The sequence below is a fragment of the Streptomyces sp. NPDC050548 genome, from assembly GCF_044457385.1.
Classification (GTDB): domain Bacteria; phylum Actinomycetota; class Actinomycetes; order Streptomycetales; family Streptomycetaceae; genus Streptomyces.
Genome location: NZ_JBITGV010000005.1, coordinates 500,660 through 523,203, shown reverse-complemented (window position 1 = coordinate 523,203; position 22,544 = coordinate 500,660). Strand labels below are relative to the sequence as shown.

General features: G+C 70.8%; 21 protein-coding genes and 1 pseudogene. 4 read left to right on the top strand and 18 right to left on the bottom strand.

Annotated elements, in window-relative coordinates; translation table 11 throughout:
- The 15 genes and pseudogenes from ACIBJH_RS17985 to ACIBJH_RS17915 all read right to left on the bottom strand — a co-directional run.
- Positions 1-146, bottom strand: a pseudogene (locus ACIBJH_RS17985) (sulfate adenylyltransferase small subunit); the annotation flags it as partial.
- Complete coding sequence (gene cysC, locus ACIBJH_RS17980; protein WP_043685608.1) at positions 143-679, bottom strand: adenylyl-sulfate kinase; 537 nt, start codon at positions 677-679, stop codon at positions 143-145. The gene cysC and the pseudogene ACIBJH_RS17985, both read right to left, overlap by 4 nt.
- Positions 680-702: 23 nt before the next feature.
- A complete protein-coding gene (locus ACIBJH_RS17975) occupies positions 703-1,413 on the bottom strand; it encodes a phosphoadenylyl-sulfate reductase (RefSeq protein WP_399117808.1) in 711 nt (236 codons plus the stop codon).
- Entirely contained in the window at positions 1,410-1,589 is a 180-nt protein-coding gene (locus ACIBJH_RS17970; RefSeq protein ID WP_399117807.1) for a hypothetical protein, read from the bottom strand. Before ACIBJH_RS17970 ends, ACIBJH_RS17975 begins: the two co-directional genes overlap by 4 nt.
- The gene (locus ACIBJH_RS17965) at positions 1,586-3,283 is read right to left on the bottom strand and encodes a nitrite/sulfite reductase (RefSeq protein ID WP_399117806.1); all 1,698 of its coding nucleotides are present in this window, start codon (positions 3,281-3,283) and stop codon (positions 1,586-1,588) included. The genes ACIBJH_RS17970 and ACIBJH_RS17965 overlap by 4 nt, the downstream gene beginning before the upstream one ends.
- 127 nt (positions 3,284-3,410) lie before the next feature.
- Entirely contained in the window at positions 3,411-3,494 is an 84-nt protein-coding gene (locus ACIBJH_RS17960) for a putative leader peptide (protein ID WP_309500612.1), read from the bottom strand.
- A gap of 127 nt (positions 3,495-3,621) precedes the next feature.
- On the bottom strand, positions 3,622-4,194 hold the full coding sequence (locus ACIBJH_RS17955) for a GNAT family N-acetyltransferase (RefSeq protein ID WP_399117805.1): 573 nt from the start codon (positions 4,192-4,194) through the stop codon (positions 3,622-3,624).
- Between the two features lie 45 nt (positions 4,195-4,239).
- Positions 4,240-5,499 (bottom strand): hypothetical protein, encoded by a 1,260-nt coding sequence (locus ACIBJH_RS17950; protein ID WP_399117804.1) that lies wholly within the window; start codon positions 5,497-5,499, stop codon positions 4,240-4,242.
- A 169-nt stretch (positions 5,500-5,668) separates the two neighbouring features.
- On the bottom strand, positions 5,669-6,958 hold the full coding sequence (locus tag ACIBJH_RS17945; RefSeq protein WP_399117803.1) for a GAF domain-containing protein: 1,290 nt from the start codon (positions 6,956-6,958) through the stop codon (positions 5,669-5,671).
- A gap of 196 nt (positions 6,959-7,154) precedes the next feature.
- Entirely contained in the window at positions 7,155-8,789 is a 1,635-nt protein-coding gene (locus ACIBJH_RS17940; RefSeq protein ID WP_399117802.1) for an acyl-CoA dehydrogenase family protein, read from the bottom strand.
- A 69-nt stretch (positions 8,790-8,858) separates the two neighbouring features.
- Positions 8,859-9,845 carry a 2,3-diaminopropionate biosynthesis protein SbnA gene (gene sbnA, locus ACIBJH_RS17935; protein WP_399117801.1) on the bottom strand — a complete coding sequence of 329 codons (987 nt, stop codon included), beginning with the start codon at positions 9,843-9,845 and terminating at the stop codon, positions 8,859-8,861.
- Between the two features lie 34 nt (positions 9,846-9,879).
- Positions 9,880-10,923: a 2,3-diaminopropionate biosynthesis protein SbnB gene (sbnB, locus tag ACIBJH_RS17930; RefSeq protein WP_399117800.1), complete on the bottom strand. Its 1,044-nt coding sequence runs from the start codon at positions 10,921-10,923 to the stop codon at positions 9,880-9,882.
- Positions 10,920-11,924, bottom strand: coding sequence for a TauD/TfdA family dioxygenase (locus ACIBJH_RS17925; RefSeq protein WP_399117799.1), 1,005 nt, complete (start codon positions 11,922-11,924; stop codon positions 10,920-10,922). Before ACIBJH_RS17925 ends, sbnB begins: the two co-directional genes overlap by 4 nt.
- Positions 11,925-11,979: 55 nt before the next feature.
- The gene (locus ACIBJH_RS17920) at positions 11,980-14,067 is read right to left on the bottom strand and encodes an amino acid adenylation domain-containing protein (RefSeq protein ID WP_399117798.1); all 2,088 of its coding nucleotides are present in this window, start codon (positions 14,065-14,067) and stop codon (positions 11,980-11,982) included.
- A 42-nt stretch (positions 14,068-14,109) separates the two neighbouring features.
- A complete protein-coding gene (locus ACIBJH_RS17915) occupies positions 14,110-16,560 on the bottom strand; it encodes a Pls/PosA family non-ribosomal peptide synthetase (RefSeq protein ID WP_399117797.1) in 2,451 nt (816 codons plus the stop codon).
- A 463-nt stretch (positions 16,561-17,023) separates the two neighbouring features.
- Between ACIBJH_RS17915 and ACIBJH_RS17910 the strand changes: the two genes are divergently transcribed.
- Positions 17,024-18,196 (top strand): YihY/virulence factor BrkB family protein, encoded by a 1,173-nt coding sequence (locus ACIBJH_RS17910; RefSeq protein WP_399117796.1) that lies wholly within the window; start codon positions 17,024-17,026, stop codon positions 18,194-18,196.
- Between the two features lie 28 nt (positions 18,197-18,224).
- On the opposite strand, the gene ACIBJH_RS17905 is transcribed toward ACIBJH_RS17910, so the two are convergent.
- A complete protein-coding gene (locus tag ACIBJH_RS17905; RefSeq protein WP_399117795.1) occupies positions 18,225-19,061 on the bottom strand; it encodes an NAD(P)H-binding protein in 837 nt (278 codons plus the stop codon).
- An 81-nt stretch (positions 19,062-19,142) separates the two neighbouring features.
- Between ACIBJH_RS17905 and ACIBJH_RS17900 the strand changes: the two genes are divergently transcribed.
- Positions 19,143-20,078 carry an AraC family transcriptional regulator gene (locus tag ACIBJH_RS17900; RefSeq protein ID WP_399117794.1) on the top strand — a complete coding sequence of 312 codons (936 nt, stop codon included), beginning with the start codon at positions 19,143-19,145 and terminating at the stop codon, positions 20,076-20,078.
- 10 nt (positions 20,079-20,088) lie between these two features.
- The gene (locus ACIBJH_RS17895) at positions 20,089-20,787 is read left to right on the top strand and encodes a helix-turn-helix domain-containing protein (protein WP_399117793.1); all 699 of its coding nucleotides are present in this window, start codon (positions 20,089-20,091) and stop codon (positions 20,785-20,787) included.
- Here the strand turns inward: ACIBJH_RS17895 and ACIBJH_RS17890 are convergent.
- The gene (locus tag ACIBJH_RS17890) at positions 20,784-21,185 is read right to left on the bottom strand and encodes a VOC family protein (protein WP_399117792.1); all 402 of its coding nucleotides are present in this window, start codon (positions 21,183-21,185) and stop codon (positions 20,784-20,786) included. The two genes, ACIBJH_RS17895 and ACIBJH_RS17890, sit on opposite strands and share 4 nt — an antisense overlap.
- A 59-nt stretch (positions 21,186-21,244) precedes the next feature.
- Positions 21,245-21,877 (bottom strand): VOC family protein, encoded by a 633-nt coding sequence (locus ACIBJH_RS17885; protein WP_399117791.1) that lies wholly within the window; start codon positions 21,875-21,877, stop codon positions 21,245-21,247.
- Between the two features lie 38 nt (positions 21,878-21,915).
- Here ACIBJH_RS17885 and ACIBJH_RS17880 point away from each other — a divergent pair, with 38 nt between their 5' ends.
- Positions 21,916-22,524 (top strand): hypothetical protein, encoded by a 609-nt coding sequence (locus ACIBJH_RS17880; RefSeq protein WP_399117790.1) that lies wholly within the window; start codon positions 21,916-21,918, stop codon positions 22,522-22,524.
- Positions 22,525-22,544 lie beyond the last annotated feature (20 nt).

Here is a 22,544-nt window from a genome sequence, read left to right as displayed (position 1 = left end):
CCGCCGGAGAAGAGGATCACCGGCCGCTCGAACTCACCCGCCACCTCACGGAAGATGTGCACCGCCTCGGACTCCAGAGCGTCCAGATGCGAGAGGGCGTACGGCGTGTCCGTACCCTCGTCGGTCTTGGCGACGGTCGCCGTCATGCCAGTCCCCTCTCGGTGAGCAGCGCGTGGAGTGCCGCTGCCGACTCCTGCACGGTCTGGTGCTGCGACTCGATCCGCAGGTCCGGCGACTCGGGCTCCTCGTACGGGTCGTCGACCCCGGTGAGCCCGGTCAGTTCACCGGCGGCCTGCTTGGCGTAGAGACCCTTCACATCGCGTACGGAGCACACGTCGACCGGGGTCGCCACATGCACCTCGATATAGGCGGCGCCGCTCTCCTGGTGCCGCTTGCGGACGGCCTCGCGGCTGTCCGTGTACGGCGCGATGACCGGGACGAGCGCCTTGACGCCGTTGCGGGCGAGCAGTTCGGCGAGGAAGCCGATGCGCTGCACGTTCGTGTGCCGGTCCTCGCGGCTGAAGCCGAGGCCCGCCGAGATGAACTCGCGGATCTCGTCGCCGTCGAGCACCTCGACGAGGTGGCCCTCCTCGCGCAGTCGGCCGGCCAGCTCGTACGCGATGGTGGTCTTGCCGGCACTCGGCAGACCCGTGAGCCAGACGGTGGCTCCGGTCGTCACGTGCAACTCCTTCTCGGTGATGGTCATTCGTGCAGCCCGCACTCGGTCTTCCCGCGTCCCGCCCAGCGGCCGGCGCGCGCGTCCTCGCCCGCGAGGACCCGGCGGGTGCAGGGCGCGCAGCCGACGGACGCGTAGCCGTCCATCAGCAACGGGTTGGTGAGGACGCCGTGTTCGGCCACATAGGCGTCCACGTCGTCCTGGGTCCAGCGGGCGATGGGCGAGATCTTGACCTTCTGGCGCTTCTCGTCCCAGCCCACGACCGGGGTGTTGGCCCGGGTCGGGGACTCGTCGCGGCGCAGCCCGGTCGCCCAGGCCGCGTACTTGGTCAGGCCCTGCTCCAGCGGCTGGACCTTGCGCAGCTTGCAGCACAGGTCGGGGTCGCGGTCGTGCAACTTCGGGCCGTACTCGGCGTCCTGCTCGGCGACCGTCTGGCGCGGGGTGAGGGTGATGACGTTGACGTCCATCACGGCCTCGACCGCGTCACGGGTGCCGATGGTCTCGGGGAAGTGGTAGCCGGTGTCGAGGAACACCACGTCGACACCGGGCATCGCGCGGGAGGCGAGGTGGGCGACCACCGCGTCCTCCATCGAGGAGGTCACACAGAACTGCTTACCGAAGGTCTTCACCGCCCACTGGAGGATCTCAAGGGCGGAGGCGTCCTCAAGATCCTTCCCCGCCTGCTCGGCGAGGGCTTTCAAGTCGTCGGTGGGGCGCGCTTTCTGAGTCGTCGTCATATCTTTTCTCCCCCTGCGTCGGTCTGCTGGAGACCCCGGGCGAGGAGCCCGAGGAACTTCAGCTGAAAGGCCCGATTGCATGCCGCGCATTCCCATGCGCCATGGCCCTGCTCGCTCGGACGCAGGTCCTCGTCACCGCAGTAGGGGCAGTAGAAGGGGGCGGCGCGCTCGCTCACGACAGTGACTCCTCGCTGGCGCGCGTGGCCCACGTGGCGAAGCGCTCGCCGTCCTCGCGCTCCTGCTGGAACCGGGTGAGGACCCGCTCGACGTAGTCGGGCAGTTCCTCCGAAGTGACCTTCAGGCCACGGACCTTGCGGCCGAAGCCGGCCTCCAGACCGAGGGCGCCGCCGAGGTGCACCTGGAAGCCCTCGACCTGCTCGCCCTGGTCGTTGAGGACCAACTGGCCCTTGAGGCCGATGTCCGCGACCTGGATACGGGCGCAGGCGTTCGGGCAGCCGTTGATGTTGATGGTGATCGGCTCGTCGAACTCCGGGATGCGGCGCTCCAGTTCGTCGATGAGCGTGATGCCGCGCTGCTTGGTCTCGACGATCGCGAGCTTGCAGTACTCGATGCCGGTGCAGGCCATGGTGCCGCGCCGGAAGGGCGAGGGCTTCGCGGTGAGACCCAGCGCCTCCAGGCCCTCCACCAGCGAGTCGATCCGGCTCTCCTCGACGTCGAGCACGATCATCTTCTGCTCGACGGTGGTGCGCAGCCGGCCCGAGCCGTGCGCCTGCGCCAGCTCGGCGATCTTCGTGAGAGTGGTGCCGTCGACACGGCCGACGCGCGGCGCGAAACCGACGTAGAAGAGGCCGTCCTGCTGGCGGTGGACGCCGACGTGGTCGCGCCAGCGCTGGACCGGCTGCGCGGGGGCGGGGCCGTCGACGAGCTTGCGCTTGAGGTACTCGTCCTCCAGGACCTGGCGGAACTTCTCCTGGCCCCAGTCGGCGACGAGGAACTTCAGGCGGGCGCGGGTGCGCAGCCGCCGGTAGCCGTAGTCGCGGAAGATGCCGATCACGCCGGCCCAGACGTCCGGGACCTCGTCCAGCGGGACCCAGGCGCCGAGCCGGACGCCGATCTTCGGGTTGGTGGACAGGCCGCCGCCGACCCACAGGTCGAAACCGGGGCCGTGCTCGGGGTGGTCGACGCCGACGAACGCGATGTCGTTGATCTCGTGCGCGACGTCCAGGAGCGGGGATCCGGAGATCGCCGTTTTGAACTTGCGCGGGAGGTTGGAGAATTCCTTGTTGCCGATGTACAGGCGGTGGATCTCGTCGATGGCCGAGGTGCCGTCGATGATCTCGTCCTCGGCGATGCCCGCGACCGGGGAGCCGAGGATGGTGCGGGGCGTGTCGCCGCAGGCCTCGGTGGTGGAGAGACCGACCGCTTCCAGGCGGTTCCAGATCTCGGGCACGTCCTCGATGCGGATCCAGTGGTACTGCACGTTCTGCCGGTCGGTGAGGTCGGCCGTGCCGCGCGCGAACTCCTGCGAGATCTCGCCGATCACCCGGAGCTGGTCCGTGGTCAGCCGGCCGCCGTCGATGCGGACGCGCAGCATGAAGTACTTGTCGTCCAGCTCCTCCGGCTCCAGGATCGCGGTCTTGCCGCCGTCGATCCCGGGCTTGCGCTGGGTGTACAGCCCCCACCAGCGCATACGGCCGCGCAGGTCGTTCGGGTCGATGGAGTCGAAGCCGCGCTTGGAGTAGATCGTCTCAATGCGTGTCCGCACGTTGAGACCGTCGTCGTCCTTCTTGAACTGCTCGTTGCCGTTGAGCGGAGTGAAGTGTCCGGCGGCCCACTGCCCCTCACCGCGGTGACGGCTCACCTTGCGGCGGGGCGCTGCGGATGCAGGGTTCTCGGGAGTGGCGGCCATGGTTCTACGTCCTCCGGGACAGGCGGGTGATCGGCTCTGACCTGCGCGTACGGGCGCATGCGGGCATACGTGCGCGTCTTTGCGCAGGGTGGGGCAGATACGGGAATTCCGGGGGGTTGCGGCTCGGCTAGCCCGCCGGACAGATGGCGCTGGACATGCGGCCGAGGTCGACGTGCCGCCGACTCACCAAGGCAATCCCAGTTCCAGACATGACGGAAGCGTGTCACGGCGATCTGGACAGAGTCCAGCTTCGTCCGTCATGCGGACACCCTGGTCCCGCTATGTGAGACGAGGGTGTCATCAGTCACATGACGTGCGCGTGGTCTTGTCGGCGCAGGTCAGACCGGGTAGGCCCCCGACCAGGGGCCCGGCGTGGGCACCAGCGCCACCTCTTCGACCTGCGTGTCGAAGAGCTTGAAGCCCCGGCGCTGGTAGTTGTCCATCGCGTGCACCCCGTCCAGGCTGCAGGTATGCACCCAGACCCGGCGGGTCGGGGCCCGTCCCGGCCAGCGGTCCGCGAGGTCCCAGGCACGGGCGGTGCCGTAGGAGAGGAGGTGCCCGCCGAGGCGTCGGCCGCGGAAGGCGGGGATCAGTCCGAAGTAGGCGATCTCGACGACGCCGTCGTCCTGCGCGGCCAGTTCTATGTACCCGGCGGGCGTGCCCCGGTCGTACACGACCCAGGTCTCCGTGCCCGGCCGGTCCAGGTGCTCCTGCCACTGCGCGAACGTCCAGCCGAGCCGGTCGATCCAGAGGATGTCCCCGCCCACGGACGCGTACAGAAAGCGGCTGAACTCGGGGGAGGGCACCTCGGCGCGGACGATCCGCACGTCTCCGTCCGGCGCGATGGCCGGGAGGAGGTCGCGCGGATCGGTCTGCTCCAGGGACCAGGTGGTCACGGGGGTGTTCGTCATGCCCGTCAGGGAATCATCCGGCCGGGCGGTCTGTCGATCAGTGGATCAATCGAGAGCGCGGTCGATCGAGGTCAGCGGCAGCGCGAACAGCATCCGGCCGGACACCGACCAGACCTCGCCCGTTTCCTGCCAGTAGGAGAGCGAGCCGGTCCCCGCGCTCCAGCACTGGTGCGTCTCGTCGGCCCCGCACTCGGTGGCCCGCGCGTCCTTCGCGTCCTGCCGCCACAGCGAGCCGTGTGCGCTCTGGTCCCCGGCCGCGCCGCCCAGATACCAGGCGGGCCCGTACGCGAGCACGCCCCCGACGCCGGTGACCTTCGTCGCGTACGCCTCCTCGGGCACCGCGTGCCTCGCCGAGTCGGTGGCGAGCAGCCCCGGCCGCGCCGGATCCAGGCTGAACGGATAGCGCCACAGCCGCTTCCCGGCACTGGCTACCAGACTGTCCGGCACCGTGCTGCGGTCCAGCGAGAGACCGACGGGGCCGGTGGCGGAGCTGTCACCGGTCAGCCGGTACGCCCCGACGGCGGGCAGCACATACCGGTACCCGGCGGCCGACCAGCCCTCGCGCACCCGGCCGACCGCGGAGGCCGTCACCGTGGCGCGCTGGATGCGGTTCATGTCGTACACGTACAGGGCGTCGCGGGTCCCGCTGCTGGTGGTGACCAGCAGCTTGTCCTGGTACCAGACCATGCCGGAGACCTTGGAGACGAGCCCGCGGTAGTCGCGCCCGCCGTCGGTCGGTACGGCGAGGAGGGCCCAGGTGTAGGTGAGCCGGCCGGGGTCGTCGGCGTTCACGAAGGCGACCTTGGCCAGGCCGCCGCTGTTCGCGCTCCAGCCGGAGAGGATCACCCGGTTCGAGCCCCACCAGCCGTCCTCGTCGGCGTCGCCCGAGGTCGTCACCGAGCGCGGGGTCCACGCCGGGTCGGCCGCGTCGCCGCTGTCCCAGCAGTACGCGCGGGTGGCCGCCGGTTCGACGGGCAGCGCCGCCTTCTCGTCGCTCGTGCAGTCGGCGGCGTCGCGGAGTGTGTGGTCGGCGCTCTTCAGCACGGTGTCGACGCCCACCGGACGCCCCATCTCCGAGGCCAGCCGGTCCAGCGACCGCTGCGGCTCCAGCGTCTCCCGCAGCTCCAACTTCCCCAGTTCGGAAGCCGAGGTGAGCGGCTTCAGCGCCCCGGGATCGGAACTCACCGTCGCCTGCGAGGCACTGATCATCGTCGCGGCGGCGGTCAGGCCGAGTGCGGCCCCGGCCAGCGCCGCCCGCAGCGCCCTGCCCCGCTTGCGCCGGCGATGTCGCCCACGTGCACCCATAAGTGTCCTCCCGGAGCGAGCCAACTGCGCCTGGTGATCCGTGCGTTGACCAGGGAGCAGGTGGGGTGGCCCGTAGAGGGATGCTACGGCAGTCGGAGCCGCCCCATGGGCAAGACCCTGCAATTATGCGGAAGATGCCGCCCGACGTGTCTTTTGCGCCACCTGTCCGCTACGAGGTCGGGACCGGCCTCCGCCCCTTCGCGACCGCCGGTGCCGTCGAGTACGGCAGCAACTCCCGCGGGTCGTCCGGCAGCACCACCTCGACCTCCGCGTCCTCGCAGAAGCGGTACGGCCGGTGTTCAAGGAACGCCCCGAGATAGCGCCGTACCCGGGACATCTCGGCGCGCACGGTCACCGTGCGGCCCGGGTCGCCGAACATGTCCTCGGCCAGGCCCGCCGCGCTGCGGCCGGTGCGGTGCAGGGCCAGGAGATAGAGCAACTCGGCGTGCCGGGGGCTGAGTTCATGGGTCCAGGAGCCGGCGCAGCCGGACACCGTCACCGACCAGCGGCGCGGCAGCGCGAGATCGAGGACGATCCGGGTGGCGGCACGCGGCCCCGGTTCGTCGGCGGCCCGGACCAACCAGCCCCCGGCCAGCGGCTCCAGCGAGCACAGCCCGAGCGAGGGCAGCCAACGACGGCCCGCCGAGGGCGACTTGGGCAACGCGATCCGCTTCACATACGGCATTCCGGTGACCGCGGCGGTCCAGCCGTCCCGGTCCACCACCAGGGCCTGGCCGCCGAGCCGGGGCAGGATCGGGGCCGCCACCGCGCGCAGCCGCTCCAGCGAGGTCATGTGCAGTTCGCGCAGCCGGGCCTCGGCGAGTTTCGCCACCGAGTCGACCCAGGCGAGGGTGGCCGGATGCATGGTCTCCAGCGGACCGCTGACATCGACGACACCGATCAGCCGGCCGTCCCTGGGGTCGGTGATCGGGGCGCCCGCACAGGTGAACGCGGTCAGCGCGCGCGAGAGATGCTCGGCGGCGAAGACCTGCACAGGCCGCCGGACGACCGCCGGGGTGCCCACGCCGTTCGGGCCGATGACGTCCTCACGCCAGTCCGTGCCGACCTCGATGCCGACCTCGTCGGCCTTGCGCAGCACGGCCGCGCTGCCCTCGCGCCACAGCGCCCGGCCCTCGTCGTCCGCGATCACCACGATGTGGTGGGCGGCGTCCGCGACCGACACCAGGCCCTCCCGCAGCACCGGCAGGACGTGCCGCAACGGGCTTGTGCCGCGCCGCCGTTCGACCTCCTCGCGGGAGAGCAGTCCGGTGCGCAGATCGTGGTCGGGGTGGGTCCCGCCGCGTAACGCGCGCTCCCAGGACTCCTCGATCACCGGGCGCGGAGGGGTGCGGGCGCGCTGCCCGTTGAGCGTGGTGTGCCGGGCGTCGCCGAGCATCCGTGCCGTCCGGGCCGCGTCGACGGTGGCGTGCTGCGTCGGGGCGGCCGGCGGATTCACCATGGGTCCTTCTCTCCGGTCCCGTATCGACTGTTGTTCTCATAGTGCCGCCCCGCGGTGACGGAGGGAGACACTCCGGACACAGTGGCCACCAAGTTGCAACCCTCTGCAACCCTGGTGAACGGCCGTACGGTGTCTGAAACTTGTCCCACGCTGCGAGGGTGGTGCCGTGTCGGCGCAGCACCACCCTCGCGTTGCGTCAGGCCGTCGGCCGTGCGCGTTCCACGATCGACGCCAGGTCCAGGCTCGGCGGCAGGGTGCCGAAGCTGGCGCCCCAGTCGCCGCCCAGCCGGGAGGCGCAGAACGCGTCGGCGACCTCCGGCGGCGCGTGCTGCACGAGCAGCGCCCCCTGGAGTACGAGGGCCATCCGCTCGACCAGGCGCCGGGCGCGGCCCTCGACGCCCTCCAGGTCGGCGAGTTCGACGAGCAGGTTCTTCATCGCGCCGTCCAGCCGGTGGTCGGCGCCGCGCACCCGGCCGACCTCGACCAGGAACGCGTTCAGCGCCTGCGGTTCACGCCGCAACGCCCGCAGTACGTCCAGGGCCTGGATGTTCCCGGCGCCCTCCCAGACCGAGTTGAGCGGTGACTCCCGTACCAGACGCGGCAGTCCGGACTCCTCCACGTATCCGTTGCCGCCCAGGCACTCGGCCGCCTCGACCGCGACCGTCGAACAGCGCTTGGTCACCCAGTACTTGGCGGCCGGCACCGCCAACCGCAGGAACGCCAGCTCCTGTTCACCGCCGTCGTCGTAGGCGGCGGCGAGTCGGAGCCCGAGCGTGGTGGCGGCCTCCGACTCCAGGGCGAGGTCGGCCAGCACGTTGCGCATCAGCGGCTTGTCGAGCAGCCTGCCGCCGAACGCCTCGCGGTGGGCGGTGTGGTGGACGGCCTGGGCGACGGCCTGCCGCATCAGACCGGCCGAGCCGAGCACACAGTCGAGCCGGGTCGCCGCGACCATCCCGATGATGGTCCGCACCCCGTCCCCCTCGTCCCCGACCCGGCGCGCCCAGGTCCCGTCGAACTCGACCTCGGCGGAGGCGTTCGACCGGTTGCCCAGCTTGTCCTTGAGGCGCTGGAGCAGGAACACGTTGCGGGTGCCGTCCGCCAGCACCCGGGGCACCAGGAAGCAGGTGAGTCCGCCGGGCGCCTGCGCCAGCACCAGGAAACCGTCGGACATGGGCGCCGAGCAGAACCACTTGTGGCCGGTCAGCTCGTACGTCCCGTCCTCCGCGAGCGGTCGCGCCGCCGTGGTGTTGGCACGGACGTCGCTGCCGCCCTGCTTCTCCGTCATGCCCATCCCGAAGACCGCCCCGGCCTTGAGGTGGGCCGGCCGCAGCTCACGGTCGTAGACCATGGACGTCAGCCGGGGCTCCCACTCGGCGGCGAGCGCGGGGTCGGCGCGCAGGGCGGGCACCGCCGCGTGGGTCATCGACAGCGGGCAGCCGTTGCCGGCCTCGACCTGCGTCCAGACCAGGAAGCCGGCGGCCCGCCGCACATGTCCGGCGGGGCGGTTCCAGGCGGCGGTCAGTCCCGCCGCCACGCCCTTGCCGAGCAGCCGGTGCCAGGCCGGATGGAACTCGACCTCGTCGATCCGGTTGCCGAAACGGTCGTGGGTGCGCAGGCCCGGGGGGTTGGCGTTGGCCTGCGCACCCCACTCCTGCACCTGGGCCGAGCCGGCGGCGCGGCCCAGGGCGGAGAGGTCGTCCCGTACCTCGGTGAGGAGTTCGGGCGGCGTGTGCCGCTCGACCGCCGAGGTCAGGACGCGGTCGGCGCCGAAGACGTCGTACCCGACCAGTGGGGGAGGCTGGTTCGTCACGGTGTGGGTGCTGCGTGCCATGGCTGGAACCTACCCGTGCGGACGGCGGTGGTCCGGATCTCCGCGGTGAAACGGCCACCGCCGCCGCCGTCAGGCCGACTGGGACATGGCCGCCAGTATCTCCGTCCCGGCCGCCTCCTCCTCCAGCCAGCCCGTGCGGTACACGGTGTCCAGATAGCGTTCGCCCAGGTCAGGGGCGATCGCCACCGCTGTCGGGCCGTGCCGTCGGTCCGGCCAGCCGTTCCGGGCGAGCCACTGTCCCGCCCCGCTGACGACCGTGCCGGTGGACCCGCCGAACAGGAAGCCGCGCGCGGCCAGTCGGCGGCAGGTCTGCACGGTGTCCGTCTCCTCGACGTGGATGACGTCGTCGACGTACGACTCGTCGAGGAAGGGCGAGCCCACGCTGGTGCCGAGCCCCGGGATCATCCGGGGTCGCGACTCCCCGCCGAAGGTGACCGAGCCGACCGCGTCCACGGCGACGATCCGCACCCGGCGCCGCCACTGCCAGAACCAGCGCGCGCAGCCCATCAGGGTCCCGGTGGTGCCGGCCCCCACGAACAACACGTCCAGCTGCGGGAACCGGCGGGCGATGGCGGGTGCCGTGGTGCGGTAGTGCGCCCGCCAATTCCCTTGGTTGGTGTACTGGTTGAGCCACACATACCGCTCGTCCGAGGCGCACAGCGCGCGCACGTACGCGATCCGGGCGCCCAGGAAACCGCCGTGCCCGTCCGGCTGGTCGATGATGTGCACCCGGCTGCCCAGCGTCTCCATCAGCCGTACCGTCGGCAGGTTGCACCGTCTGTCGGTCACACACAGGAACCCGTAGCCGCGGCTCGCCGCGATCACGCTCAGGGCCACCCCCAGGTTCCCGGACGACGACTCGACCAGCACCGAGCCGGGCCGCAGGACGCCGTCCCGCTCGGCGGCGTCCACCATCTCGGTGGCGGCCTTCAGTTTGATCGAGCCGGCGAAGTTGAACCCCTCGCATTTCAGGTAGAGCGGCAGCCCCAGTGAGGCCCGCAGATCGACGTAGAGCTCGTCCTCGTTGAACTCCGCGGGATCGGAGATCACAGCCATGTATTTCCCCCCTTGTGGTGCGCCACGATCGCCGTCAGCCGTACCGGCGCAGCTCGTGGAAGAACCCGTCGACGACGCGCAGTTCGCCCCGTCGAGCCACTTCGTCATGGACGAACCTGCCGACCGCGAGGTCCAGCACCCCCAGGCCGAAGGGCGAGAACACCACCGTGCGGTCCGCCGGTACGCTCACCCGCCCGGTCAGCACGTCGTCCAGCGTGCCGTCGATGAACTCCCGCCCGCCGGTGGCCTGTTCGGCCAGATGCGGTGAGGTGTCGGCCTTCAGACAGTGCTCGACGTCGTCCACGAAGTTCGCGGACGCGAGCAGGATCGCCGGGTCGAGATCCCGCAACGACACGTGCAGGACCAGCGGATGGTGGTCGAACCAGGCCGGATCGTGGATGTGCGGCGCGCCGGCGATCGTCGCGAAGACCAGCAGGTCGCTGGAGCGGACCAGCCCTTCGGCCTTGTCGTGCACGGTGATCCGCCCCTGCGCGCCCGACCGCTCCAGATACCCCCGGAACCCCTCCGCGCTGTCCGCGGACAGGTCGTAGACGCCCGTCTCCTCGAACTCCCAGCCGGTGGCCCGGAGATGGGTGTGGATGTAGCGGGCGATGAGGCCGGTCCCGACGAACCCGACCCGCAGCGGACGCGTCCGCCCCTGGCTGAGCTTCTCGGCCGCGAGCGCCGCCGAACTCGCCGTACGCGTCGCGCTGATCACCGAACTCTCCAGGCAGGCGTACGGATAGCCGGTGTCGGGGTCGTTGAGGATCAGCACCGCCGACGCCCTGGGCAGCCCCGAGCCGGTGTTCCCCGGGAAGCTGGAGATCCACTTCAGACCGTCCACCCGCAGCGGCCCGCCCAGCGACGCGGGCAGCGCGATGATGCGGGACGAGGGGCGGTCCGGGAAGCGCAGGAAGTACGACGGCGGGTTCACGGAGTCGCCCGCGCCGTGCAGCCGGTAGGTGGCCTCGACGAGTTCGCCGATCTCCGACTCCCGCCCGGCGAGGGCCTGTTGGACCTGTTCGCCGCTGACGACCGCGAACGTGGGTGTGTCGAAGTCCGTGTTGAGGTCGCTCATGCCGCCCGCACCCCTCCCGTCGGCGCGCAGTCCGTGAGCCGTACCGGGTCGCCGAGTCCGGCGAGCACCTCGCGCGGGCCCTCGAAGGGGTCCCGGCCGTGCGCGGTACGGATGTTGTCCACCAGCAGCAGATCCCCGGAGCGCCACGGCGTGCGCCGGACGTGTGCGTCGTAGGCCCCGTTGATGGCCGACACGATGTCCGCGTCGACCGGATCGCCGTTCCCGAAGCGGGTGTTGAAGGGCAGCGCGTCGTCGCCGTAGACGTCGATCAGGTACTCGCGGACCTCGGGCTCCATCGTCCACTCGTTCAGGAACGCGATCTGGTTGAACCAGCAGCGGCGGCCGGTGACCGGGTGGCGGAGCACGGCGGCGCGGTGCTGGCGGGTGTGCAGCGAACCGTCGGACTGCCAGGCGAAGTCGATGCCCTGAGCCCGGCAGTAGCGCTCCACGACGGTACGGTCCTCGGTGCCGAAGGCCTCGGCGACCGACGCCCCGATCTCCTCGTGGTAGGTCCGGGTCAGCAGCCAGCCCTCCCGCTCGAAGCGGTCCACCAGTGCGGTGGGCAGCGAGGTCAGGACGGCCTCGGCGTCGGCGACCGGGGTCGCGCCGCCCTCGGTCGGCGCGTCGAGGCAGGCGAAGAGCAGCAGTCCGGGGAAGTCCAGCGCGTAGCTCGACTCGTGGTGCAGGCACATGGGCTGGTCGGTCGGCCACTTGGTGGCGGAGTACACGCCCTCCGCGTAGGTGCGGCGGGGCGCGAACGGCTCCCGGTCGGCCATCAGGGAGTCGGTGAGCCGCCGGAAGACGGTCTCGGTCGCGGCCGGGTCGGCGAGGCCCAGGCCACGGACCAGGACGCAGCCGTGCTCGGCGACGACGGCCCGCAGCGCCGTACGGTGCCGGTCGGCCCAGCCGACCGGGTCCGCGCCGGCCTCGGCGTGCAGCAGCGGCGGACCGTCCGGGCTCAGGTTGACGGCGTGGAGAAGGGTCGCGGATGAGAGCGACATCTCGGTGTTCCTTTCGGTGGTGCTGTCGATCGTTCGGCCGGGGGTGCGGCGGGTCTCAGGAGGAGACCGGCGGTTCCAGCAGTCCGGCCAGGTCCGCGAGGACCGGGTGTCGGGTGACGTCCTTGAGGCTGATCGCCCGGTCCAGGGCGACCGCGAGCTTCACCGCGGCCAGCGAGGTGCCGCCGCGGTCGAAGAAGTGGTCCTGGCGGCCGATCCGGTCGGCCGGGATGCCCAGCACCACCGCCCAGGCGTCGGCCAGCCGGCGCTCGGCCGGCGTGCCGGGCCCCTCGCCGACCGCGTCCAGGTCACCGGCGAGCGCGGTGAGCGTCCGGCGGTCGGTCTTGCCGTTGGCGGTCAGCGGCAGCGACGCCCGCCAGTGGACGACCGACGGCACCATGTACGCGGGCAGCGACTCGGCCAGCCTGGCCCGCACGGCGTCGGCCTCCACGGGCCGCGCACCCGTGCAGAACGCCACCAGCTGCGTCCCGCGTACGACGACCACCGCGCCGTCCCTGACCCCGTCCACCCGCAGCAGCGCGTTCTCGATCTCACCGATCTCGATGCGGAAGCCGCGGATCTTCACCTGGCTGTCCCGGCGCCCCAGGAACTCCAGCTTCCCGTCGGGACGCCAGCGCCCGTGATCGCCGCTGCGGTACAGCCGCTCACCGGGCCGGTACGGGTCCTCGGTGAAGGCCGCCGCCGTCCGCTCGGGATCGTTGACGTACCCCCGGCCCACGCACACACCGGAGAACACGATCTCGCCGGGCGCCCCCAGCGGCACCGGCACCAGGTCCTCGTCGACGACGTACACCCGCACATTGCCCACCGGCCGGCCGAGCGGCACCCGGGGCCCGTCCGGTGCCCGGTCCATCACCTCGTGGTTGGTGTCGTCCGAAGTCTCGGTCAGGCCATAGGCGTTGACCAGCCGCACCCCGGGCCGCGCAGCGAACCAGCGCTCCACCAGTTCCTTCTTCACGGCCTCCCCGGTGACCGACACACAGCGCAGGTCCGGGAGTTGGCGCGGCTGCCGCTCCAACTCGGCCAGTACGGCCTCCAGATACGACGGCACGACCTGGAGCACGTTGACCCGCCCCGCCTCGATCGTGTCGACGAACCGCGGCACGTCCAGGATCACGTCCTGCTCGACCAGCAGCGTCCGCCCGCCCACGAGCGGCGCGCAGACCAGCTGCCACAGCGAGATGTCGAAGCACTGGGGAGCGGTCTGCGCGACCACCTGCCCGGCCCCGATCCCCAGATCGTCGAGCTTGGCGAAGACGTGGTTGACGAAACCCGCGTGCTCGCACATCGCGCCCTTGGGCTCACCCGTGGAGCCCGATGTGAAGTAGATGTAGGCGAGTTGACCCGGCGAGACCTCGATCCCGAGGTCGCCGTCCGAGTGGCCCTCGGCGTAGGCCTCGTCGACGTAGAGCGTGCGGTCGGACGTCGCCTCCAACGCTCCGTCGCTGCCGTGCTCGGTCAGCACCAGCTCGCACCCGGCCCGGTCGAGCACCCGCGCCACGCGGTCGGCCGGGAAGTGCGGCTCGACGGGGAGATAGACCCCGCCCGCCTTGAACACGGCCAGTACGGCCGCCATCCAGTCGAGGTTGCGCTCCAGCACCACGGCGACGACACCCTCACGGGTCAGGCCGCGGGCCAGCAGCGCCCGACTCAGCTGGTTCGCCCGGGAGTTGAGCTCCCGGTAGGTCCAGCTCCGGTCGCCCTGCTCGGCGGCGACCGCGTCCGGGCACACCTCCACCATGTCCTCGAACAGCTCGTGCACCCGCCGGTCCGGCAGTTCACGCCGAGGGCCCGCCAACTCCTCCAGCTGGAAACGGACTTCGGCCTCGGACAGCAGGCTCGTCCGCTTCGGATCGGCCAGGACCGTGACGTGGTAGCCCGCGATCCGGGCGGCGGCCTCGGCGTCCAGGACATCGGTGCGGTACCGCAGTCGCAGCGTGCGGCCCGTGACGCTCACCTGCAGCGCCGGGTCCTCCTCGACACTCTCCCCGGAGAGCGCGGCGAGCACGGTCGCATGGGCGGCCTTCAAAGCCGCGGGCTCGATCAACAGCCCTTCGGGCAGGGACACTTCGTACTCCGCCACACCTGGCACCGGAGCGAGCGTCCACCGCGGAATGATCTCCATCTTTCTCTTCCCCCCTGTTTCCTTCCCCCTGCGGCCAGGCCGTCAGGGAGTCATGTGCACGACGGCGCCGCGCTGGGCCACCGCCGGATTCCCGCCCCACCGCGACAGCGCGGGCATCTCCTCGCCCTTCATCAGGAACGAGTCGGCGGCGAGTACGGCCCCGTCGCCCATCGACACCCCGTAGTGCACGAGCGCACCCACCCCGAGGGTGCAGCCGTCGCCGATGGTGATGAGTTCGGACTTGAACGTGCCGTCCTCCTGCGAGTGGGACTGCACCTTGGTGTGCGCCGACAGCGTGCAGTCGTCGCCGATCGCGGTGAGTGTGCGCTCGGTGATGTAGGCGCCGTCGTCGAAGACCCGCCGGCCCATGCGTACGCCCAGCAGCCGCCAGATGAGGTTCTTGAACGGCGTCCCGTTGAACACCTGGATGTAGTTGTCCGGCACCTTCCACAGCCGCTCGTGCCACCAGAAGTACGGGTCGTAGATCGAGCACAACTTGGCTTCCAGCGGCCTGAATCCGCCGACCAGGCGCTCCACCAGCACGTAGTACCCGGCGGTGAAGCCGAGCCCGAGCATCAGGGACGCGCCGATCAGCAGCCCCCCGCCGATGCCCTCGCCCCCGTGCAGGTCGACGGCGGCGAAGCCGATGACGGTGAGCACGAACCAGTGCAGCCAGCGCACGAACAGATACAGGCCCATCGAGCGCAGGTTGGCGCGGTTCTTCAGGGTCAGCCGGCGCTTCAGCTCGTCGCCCTCGCGCAGATGGTCGAAGCGGCTGTCCCGCTCCACCGAGCGCGGGATCTCGAAGCACGGTGAGCCCAACAGGCCCACACCTTCCCGGACTTCGCCGTCGAGCGGCACCATCACCTTCGTGGCGAGCAGACAGTTGTCGCCGGTGCGGCCCCCGGAGGGGTAGGCGATGTTGTTGCCCAGGAAGTTGCGCGGCCCGATCGAGGCCTGGGTCAGCCGGAACGACGTACTGGAGAAGTCCGCGTTGACGATCGAGAGACCGTCGGCGACCATCGTGCCGCTTCCCACACTGGCCAGATACGGCGTCTCGTGCTGCACCTCCGTGCCGAAGTTGGAGCCGGTCTGCTCCACCTCGCCGAGGTCGTAGCCGATGGCCTTCAGATAGCCGACGATGTACGAGCTGTCGCCGAACAGCCACTTGAAGAACTTCAGGTTGGTCAGGCGGGCCACCGCGCGCTGCACCGAGTAGTGGAAGCCGTACAGCGGATACACCCGGTCCGGGCGCAGCAGCGGACGGAGCAGCCTCGGCAGCAGGGACACGGAGGCGAAGCCGAGCGCCACGAAGGCGACGAACGCCACCAGCGACAGACCCAGTGCCTCGCCGTAGAAGCGGGCCGAGTTGAGGTCCTTCTTGTTCGGGTCGAGCAGGTGGTCGAGGGCCGGCACGACCGTCAGCACCATGTAGGTGCCGCCGAGCGCGAGCGGGACGTAGACCAGCACCATCTGCAGGAGCGCGGCCAGACCGTAGCCGAAGCGGCGTGCCGTGGAGCAGTCCGCCGCCGGGACGCGGACGTAGTCGACGTCCGTGGCGACGGCCGGCGAGCCGTGTACACGTCCGCCCGCCGGGACCCGCGCGTCGTCGTACAGGGCGGAGGAGTGGCCGAGTTGGGCTCCGTCGCCCATGGTGGTGCCGATGTCGAGGACTGTCTTCTCGCCGACGTACACCCCGCTGCCGAGCGTGACCCGGCCGGTGCGGATACGGCCGGCGTGCGCCTGGTAGCAGAGGAAGAAGGAGTCCTTGCGAATGACCGTTCCGTCTCCGACGGTCAGCAGGTCGGTGCAGACCGGGACGGAGTGGGACAGGATCGTGACGCCCTTGCCGATCCGGGCGCCGAGGACGCGCAGGTAGAGGACGTACAGCGGGTTGCCGGCGAACAGGATCATCGGGTTGGCGTGCAGCAGTGCCTTGACCGTCCAGAACCGGACATAGGCGAGGCTCCAGACCGGGAACTCGGTCTCCTTCCAGCGGCCGACGAGTACCCACTTGGCCACCACCGGCACCGTGCACACACCGATGAACACCGCGCCGCCGAATATCGCGGAACGCAGATAAACCTGCGCCACTCCGGAACCGCCGGAAACCCATTCGTAACCGCGGCCCGTGACAAGTCCGGCGAGTGCGCAGTACACCGCGAATACGAGGAACTGAAGCAACCCGCACAACAGATAGCGGGCCGTGCTGCCGGGCGGCGGAGGCTCTGCGACGGCCGGCGCGGAAGGTTCCGAAGTGTCGGCGAGCGCCGCCGCGAGACTACGGATCGTCGGATGGCCGTAGACGTCCCGCATCGAGACCGACGGGAGATCGTCGCGTTTCCTGACTCGGGCGCAGAAGTGCGCCATCACCAGCGAGTTGGCGCCCAGGTCGTCGAAGAAGTGACTGTCGAGCGGTATTGCTTCCTTGCGTACGACACCGGCCAGGACCTCTGCGAGAACGGTCTCGGTGCCGGTGCCGGGTTTTCCCACCACGTGGCTCCTTGGTGCTGATCATTGTCTTTGAATTGCCAAAATCGCCAAAGACGAAAACGGCACACGCGAAACGGGTGGGGTGAAAGTGAATTTCTGGGACGGGATCCTGGTCATGGACCCAATGTGATTCCCCCGAGTCGTGTGCGCTGACGTCGTCCCAACGCGCGCAACGAATGCAGTCCGGATTATTTCTGGACATTCTGGAACGGGTCAAGGCCGTTTTGGGCAATGGCGCTTTTTCGACTTCGCGGGGTACGGGCAAGGTCAATCAGGATTGACGCACGAAGTCCTCACCGGGAAGCTCTCCAAAACAACCATTAAAATCTCGAATGCCAATTCGAATTCCGGACCGAAAAGTTTCGGCCAGCGCGGGCATGACACGGCTGTCCAGCAGGCAACCCGTCCCGGCCGACGCCCCCGGGGGATGAGTGCATCCCGGCGCGGCGGATACCTTTAGGGCGTGCAGTCAGCAAGTGAAACCCCCGAGCGGCCCACCGGCCGGTTCCACCGGGCGCGTGCCCTCTACCGGAACGTCTCCAAGCGCAGGACCGCCTGGCTGCTGGTCAAGGACACCGTCAACTCCTGCATGGAGTACCGCATCCTGGGCCTCGCGGCCGAGGCCGCGTTCTTCACGCTGCTGTCCGTCCCGCCGCTCCTGCTGAGCCTCATCGGCCTGCTCGGTTATGTCGACAGCTGGACCGGCGCGCACAGCATCGCCGGCCTGGAGAACAACATCCTGGAGGCGTCCCGCACCGTCCTCACCGACAAGGGCGTCCACGAGATCGCCCAGCCGATCCTGCACGACGTGATGAAGGGCGGCCGTCCCGACGTCATCTCCATCGGCTTCCTGTTCGCCCTCTGGTCGGGCTCCCGCGCGGTCAACGTCTTCATCGACACCATCACCGTGATGTACGGCCTCGACGGCGTACGCGGCATCGTCAAGACCCGGATCGTGTCCTTCGCGCTGTTCATCGCGGCCCTGCTGATCGGCTCGGTCGCGCTGCCCCTCATGGTCGCGGGACCGGACGCCGTGGTGAAGGTGGTGCCCTGGTCGGAGACGGTCGTACAGGTCCTGTACTGGCCCGTCGTCCTCGTCCTGTCCGTCGTCTTCCTCACGACGCTGTACCACGTCTCCGTCCCCGTCCGCTCCCCGTGGATCGAGGACGTGCCCGGCTCCCTGGTCGCCCTCGCCATGTGGGTCCTCGGCAGCTACCTCCTGCGCATCTACCTCACCGGCACGGTCGAGGGCCCCACCATCTACGGCTCCCTCGCCGCGCCCGTCGCCGTACTGCTGTGGATCGGCGTGTCCGCGTTCGCCGTGCTCGTCGGGGCCGCCGTCAACGCGGCCATCGACCGGGTCTGGCCGGCCGCCGCGACGGCCGCCGCCCGCGCCGCCAACGAACGCCGGCACGAGGAGCAGGCCGCCGAGTACGTCGCCCGCATGGCCGCCGCCCGCACCCACGGCGGCGAGGACGACGAGGACTTCGAAGACCCCGAGGACGGCGACATGCCCTCCGAGTTCCCGGAACGCTGGTCCCGCTTCCTGCCCCCCGAGGACGTCACGTCCAGGCTGCGCACGCACGCCAAGAGCACCCACAAGAACGGCGGGGACACACCGGGACCGGTGAAGTAACGCTCCGCTACCGCTCTCGGCCGCCCGCTCACACCTTCCAGACGCCCGCCGCGGCGGCCTCCCGCGCGAACTCGGAGAAGTCGCGCGGCTCGCGCCCCAGCACCTCCTGGACCCCGTCCGAGAGATACGAGTTGCGCCCGTCCAGCAGCGACTCGAACAGCTCCACCAGGAACTCGACCTCCCCGTCCGGCACCCCGAACCCGGCCAGATCGTCGCCGTACTGACGGGCCGACACCGCCCGGTACGTCAACTCCCGCCCCGCAGCCGCCGAGATCTCCGCGATCGCCTCCCCGAAGGTCAGCAGCCGCGGCCCGGACACCGTGAGCGCCTGCCCGGCATACCGGTCCCCGGCCGTCACCGCGGCCACCACCACATCCGCGATGTCCCGCACGTCGACGAACGGCTCCCGCACCTCACCGGCCGGGAACACCAGCTCCCCGCTCTCCCGCAGCCCCTCCACCAGCGGCCCCTCGCTGAAGTTCTGCGCGAACCACGCCGCCCGTACGACCGTCCAGTCCGCCCCCGACCCGCGCAGCGCCTCTTCCGTGGGCCGCGCCCGCTCCTCGCCCCGCGAGGACAGCAGCACCAGTCGCCGTACGCCCAGCGAGACCGCCTCGCGCGCGAACATCCCCACCGCGCCGGGCGCGTCCGGCGCCCCGACGTCCGAGGGATACACCAGATACGCGGCATCGGCGCCCCGCAGGGTGTCCGCCCACGTGGACCGGTCCGCCCAGTCGAAGCCCTGCGCCCGCGAGGCCTCCCGTACGGTCAGCCCCGCCGCCCGCGCGGCCTCCGCCACCCGGCGCCCCGTACGACCCGAAGCGCCCGTCACCACCATCGTCATGTCCCGTGCGTTCTCTGTCATGCCATCCAGTCAACGCCCGCGCCCGGGCACGGACCATCGCTGAACGGCTCATTCCCATAAGCGCGCGTCTACGCTGGCCGCATGGACGCCCTGTCAGGCCTTCTGGAGGGTCCACGCGCGCGTGGCGCCTTCATGATCCGCGCGTGCTTCGACCCGCCGTGGGCCCTGCGCATCGAGGACCGCGCCCCGCTGACGGTCATGCTCATGGTCCGCGGCGACGCCCGCATCACCCCTGAGACGGGCGAGCGGATACGCCTTCGGGCCGGCGACCTCGCCATCGCGCGCGGCCCCGACCCGTACACCTGCGGCGACGCCCCGGACACACCCCCGCAGGCGCTGATCCTGCCCGGCGGCGAGTGCAGCTACCCCGACGGCACCTCCCTGAAGGGCTCGATGGACCTGGGCGTCCGCACCTGGGGCGACCGCCTCGACGGCTCCACGGTGATGCTCATCGGCACCTACCTCATGCGCGGCGAGATCAACGGCCGCCTCCTGGACGCGCTGCCACCCCTGCTCTCCCTCCCCTCCGAGGTCTGGGAGTGCCCGCTCACGCCTCTCCTCATGGAGGAGATCGTCCGCGACGAACCCGCCCAGGAAGTCGTCCTGGACCGCCTCCTGGACCTCCTGGTCATCGCCGCCCTGCGGGCCTGGTTCTCCCGCCCGGAGGCGGAGGCCCCGGCCTGGTACCGCGCCCAGGCGGACCCGGTGGTCGGCAGGGTCCTGCGCCTCCTCCAGGACGATCCCGCCCACCCCTGGACGGTCGCCTCCCTCGCCGCCAAGGCGGCAGTCTCCCGCGCGGCCCTGGCCCGCCGCTTCACCGACCTGGTCGGCGAACCCCCGATGTCCTACCTCACCGCCTGGCGCCTCGCCCTCGCCGCGGACCGCCTCCGCGACACGGACGACACGATCGCCGCGATAGCGAGGGACGTGGGCTACGGCAGCGCGTTCGCGCTCTCCAGCGCCTTCAAACGGGTCTACGGCGTCAGCCCGCAGGAGCACCGGACGCGGTCGGCGTAGCCTGGCCGGCATGTACGCGGAGAGGGCATCGCGACTGCCGGGCGCGGTGGTGTGGACCCGCACCATGGAGAACCCCGTCACTACCCCGGTCCACCCCGTCCTGCCCGACGGCTGCATGGACCTCCTCTGGAACGAGGGCCGCCTGCTGGTCGCCGGCCCCGACACCCGCGCGTACGTCCCCGGGACCGAGCCCGCTCACTGGGCCGGCCTCCGTTTCGCCCCCGGCACCGCCCCCACCTACCTGGGCGTCCCCGCACACGAACTCCGCGACCTCCGCGTCGACCTCACCGACCTCTGGCCCGCCACGACGGTACGGCGCCTGCACGCCCGCCTCGCCACGGCCCCCGACCCGGCGACGGCACTGGAGGACCTGGCACTGGAACGCGCCGCTCAGACACCCGCACCCGATCCACTCCTACGACACCTCGTGGCGGCCCTCGACACCGGCCGCCCCGTCGCCGCCACCGCCGACGAACTCGGCCTGGGCGCCCGCCAGTTGCACCGCCGCTCGCTGGCCGCCTTCGGCTACGGCCCCAAGACGCTCGCCCGTGTGCTGCGCCTCCGACGCGCCCTCGCGCTGGCCCGCGCCGGAGTCCCCTTCGCGGAGACGGCGGCCCGGTCCGGCTATGCGGACCAGGCCCATCTCGCCCGGGACGTGAGGGAGTTCGCGGGGATGCCGCTGGGGCAGCTGCTCGGCCGGACCGGCTAGGCAGGGTTCAGTGGGGCGAAGAGATCCACTCCGTTGCCGTCGGGATCGTGCACGACGGCGTACCGCTGCCCCCAGAACGCGTCCCACGGCTTGAGTTCCCCGTGGTGCCCGGCGCCGACCAACTCCTCGTAGACCCGGTCGACTTCGGCGGGGTCGTCGCAGAGCAGGGCGAGCGCGGCCCGGCCGCTGCCCCCGGTGGGCGGCTGCCAACCCGCGTGGAACGAGCGGACGGTGTCCTCCGTGTCCAGCAACAGCCGCAGCCTGCCGGGGAGTTGGGCCTCGGCATGCGGCTGGTCCTCGGCGCCCTCGGGGAGAGCGAACCCGAGCCGACGGTAGAAGGCGACAGAGGCGGCCATGTCGGAGACGACCAGGCCGATCGCGTCGAATCGTGGAGTCATGGGACCACGGTAGGCAGGCGCCGGGCGCCCGGTCTTGAACGAATCGGACACCTCCGCGCTCAGCCGAAGGTCACCGCCCCGCGAGGCGTGTTCACCGTGAAGGAGAGGCCCACCGGGCCCTCGGTCAGCGCCAGTTCCACGCCCACGGCGGACAGCAGCGGGCGGATCTCGTCCGGCGCCGGGGCGGTCGCCGCCAGCTCCAGCAGGGGCGCGACGGGCAGACCCGAGGCGGTCGGATGGGGCGACGCACTCCAGTCGATCAGGAACGGCACCAGACCGGAGGGGTGGGCCGTGTCCCCGTCCGTGAGCCGCCACTCCAGCAGTGTGCCGTCGGGCCGGCGGCGGCTCATCGCCCGCACGGGCCCGGGGTCGTACCCCTGGGCGCGGGCCGCAGCGACCGCCGCGTCCAGATCGGGCGGACTGATCGCCCAGGTCACGGTCCGGGCGCCGGACAGCGCGTCGACACCGAACGGGCGTGGCCCGGACGGCTCGGACTGCTCCGGGTCGGGGCCGAGGATCTCCAGGTAGCGCGAACCACCGAGAGACACCAGGTAGTTGCGGGTACCGAGCCCGACATGGGCGCCGCCGGCCACCGGCGCGATGCCCGTGCGCAGGGTGAAGTCGGCGACGGTCGCCGCCAGTTCGGGGGTCGCGAGGACGAGATGGTCCAGTCGCGCGGGAATGGCATCCATCCCCACCTAGGCTACGCGGTGTACGGCAGGATGGCCCCATGATCCGTGCCGTGCGCGCCCTGCCGTTGTTGCTTCTGCTGCCCGCGCTGATGGTCGGCTGCGGTACCGAGAAGTCGGGCGCCGGTGCCGGAACCCCGAAGGCTTCGACGTCCCCTTCCTCTTCCCCTTCCTCGTCCCCGACTCCGGCGACGTCTGCCGAAATCGCCGCGCGGGCAAAGACGTTGGGCTTCGACCCCGACCTCGTCTACCTCATCGACCCGCCCGGATTCACCCTCGCCGAGCAGTCGGTGGGCGTCTCGGACGTCGGTCTCTCCGTGGCGTACATATCGCCGAAGAACGGTGCCGTGATCAACCTGCGCGTGGAGCCCGGCACGATGACCGACGCGAACTGCACGACGCAGGCGGTGACCACCGAGCACATGACCTGCGTACGCGACGGGAACGCCTGGTACCGCACCGGCGGGGGAGACGCCGAGTACGTGATGGCGGCGAAGGGCCACCTCGTGCACGTCGCCGCCGAGCAGGGGAAGGTGAGCCGCGAGGTCCTGCGCGAGTCGGCCCGGTCGCTGCGCCGCCCGTACAAGAGCGAACTCGCCGTGGTCCTCCCGCCCAGGGAGTTCGGCGACAGCGCGGGGGCGGGTGGTTGAGCCCACGGAGTGAAATAGGC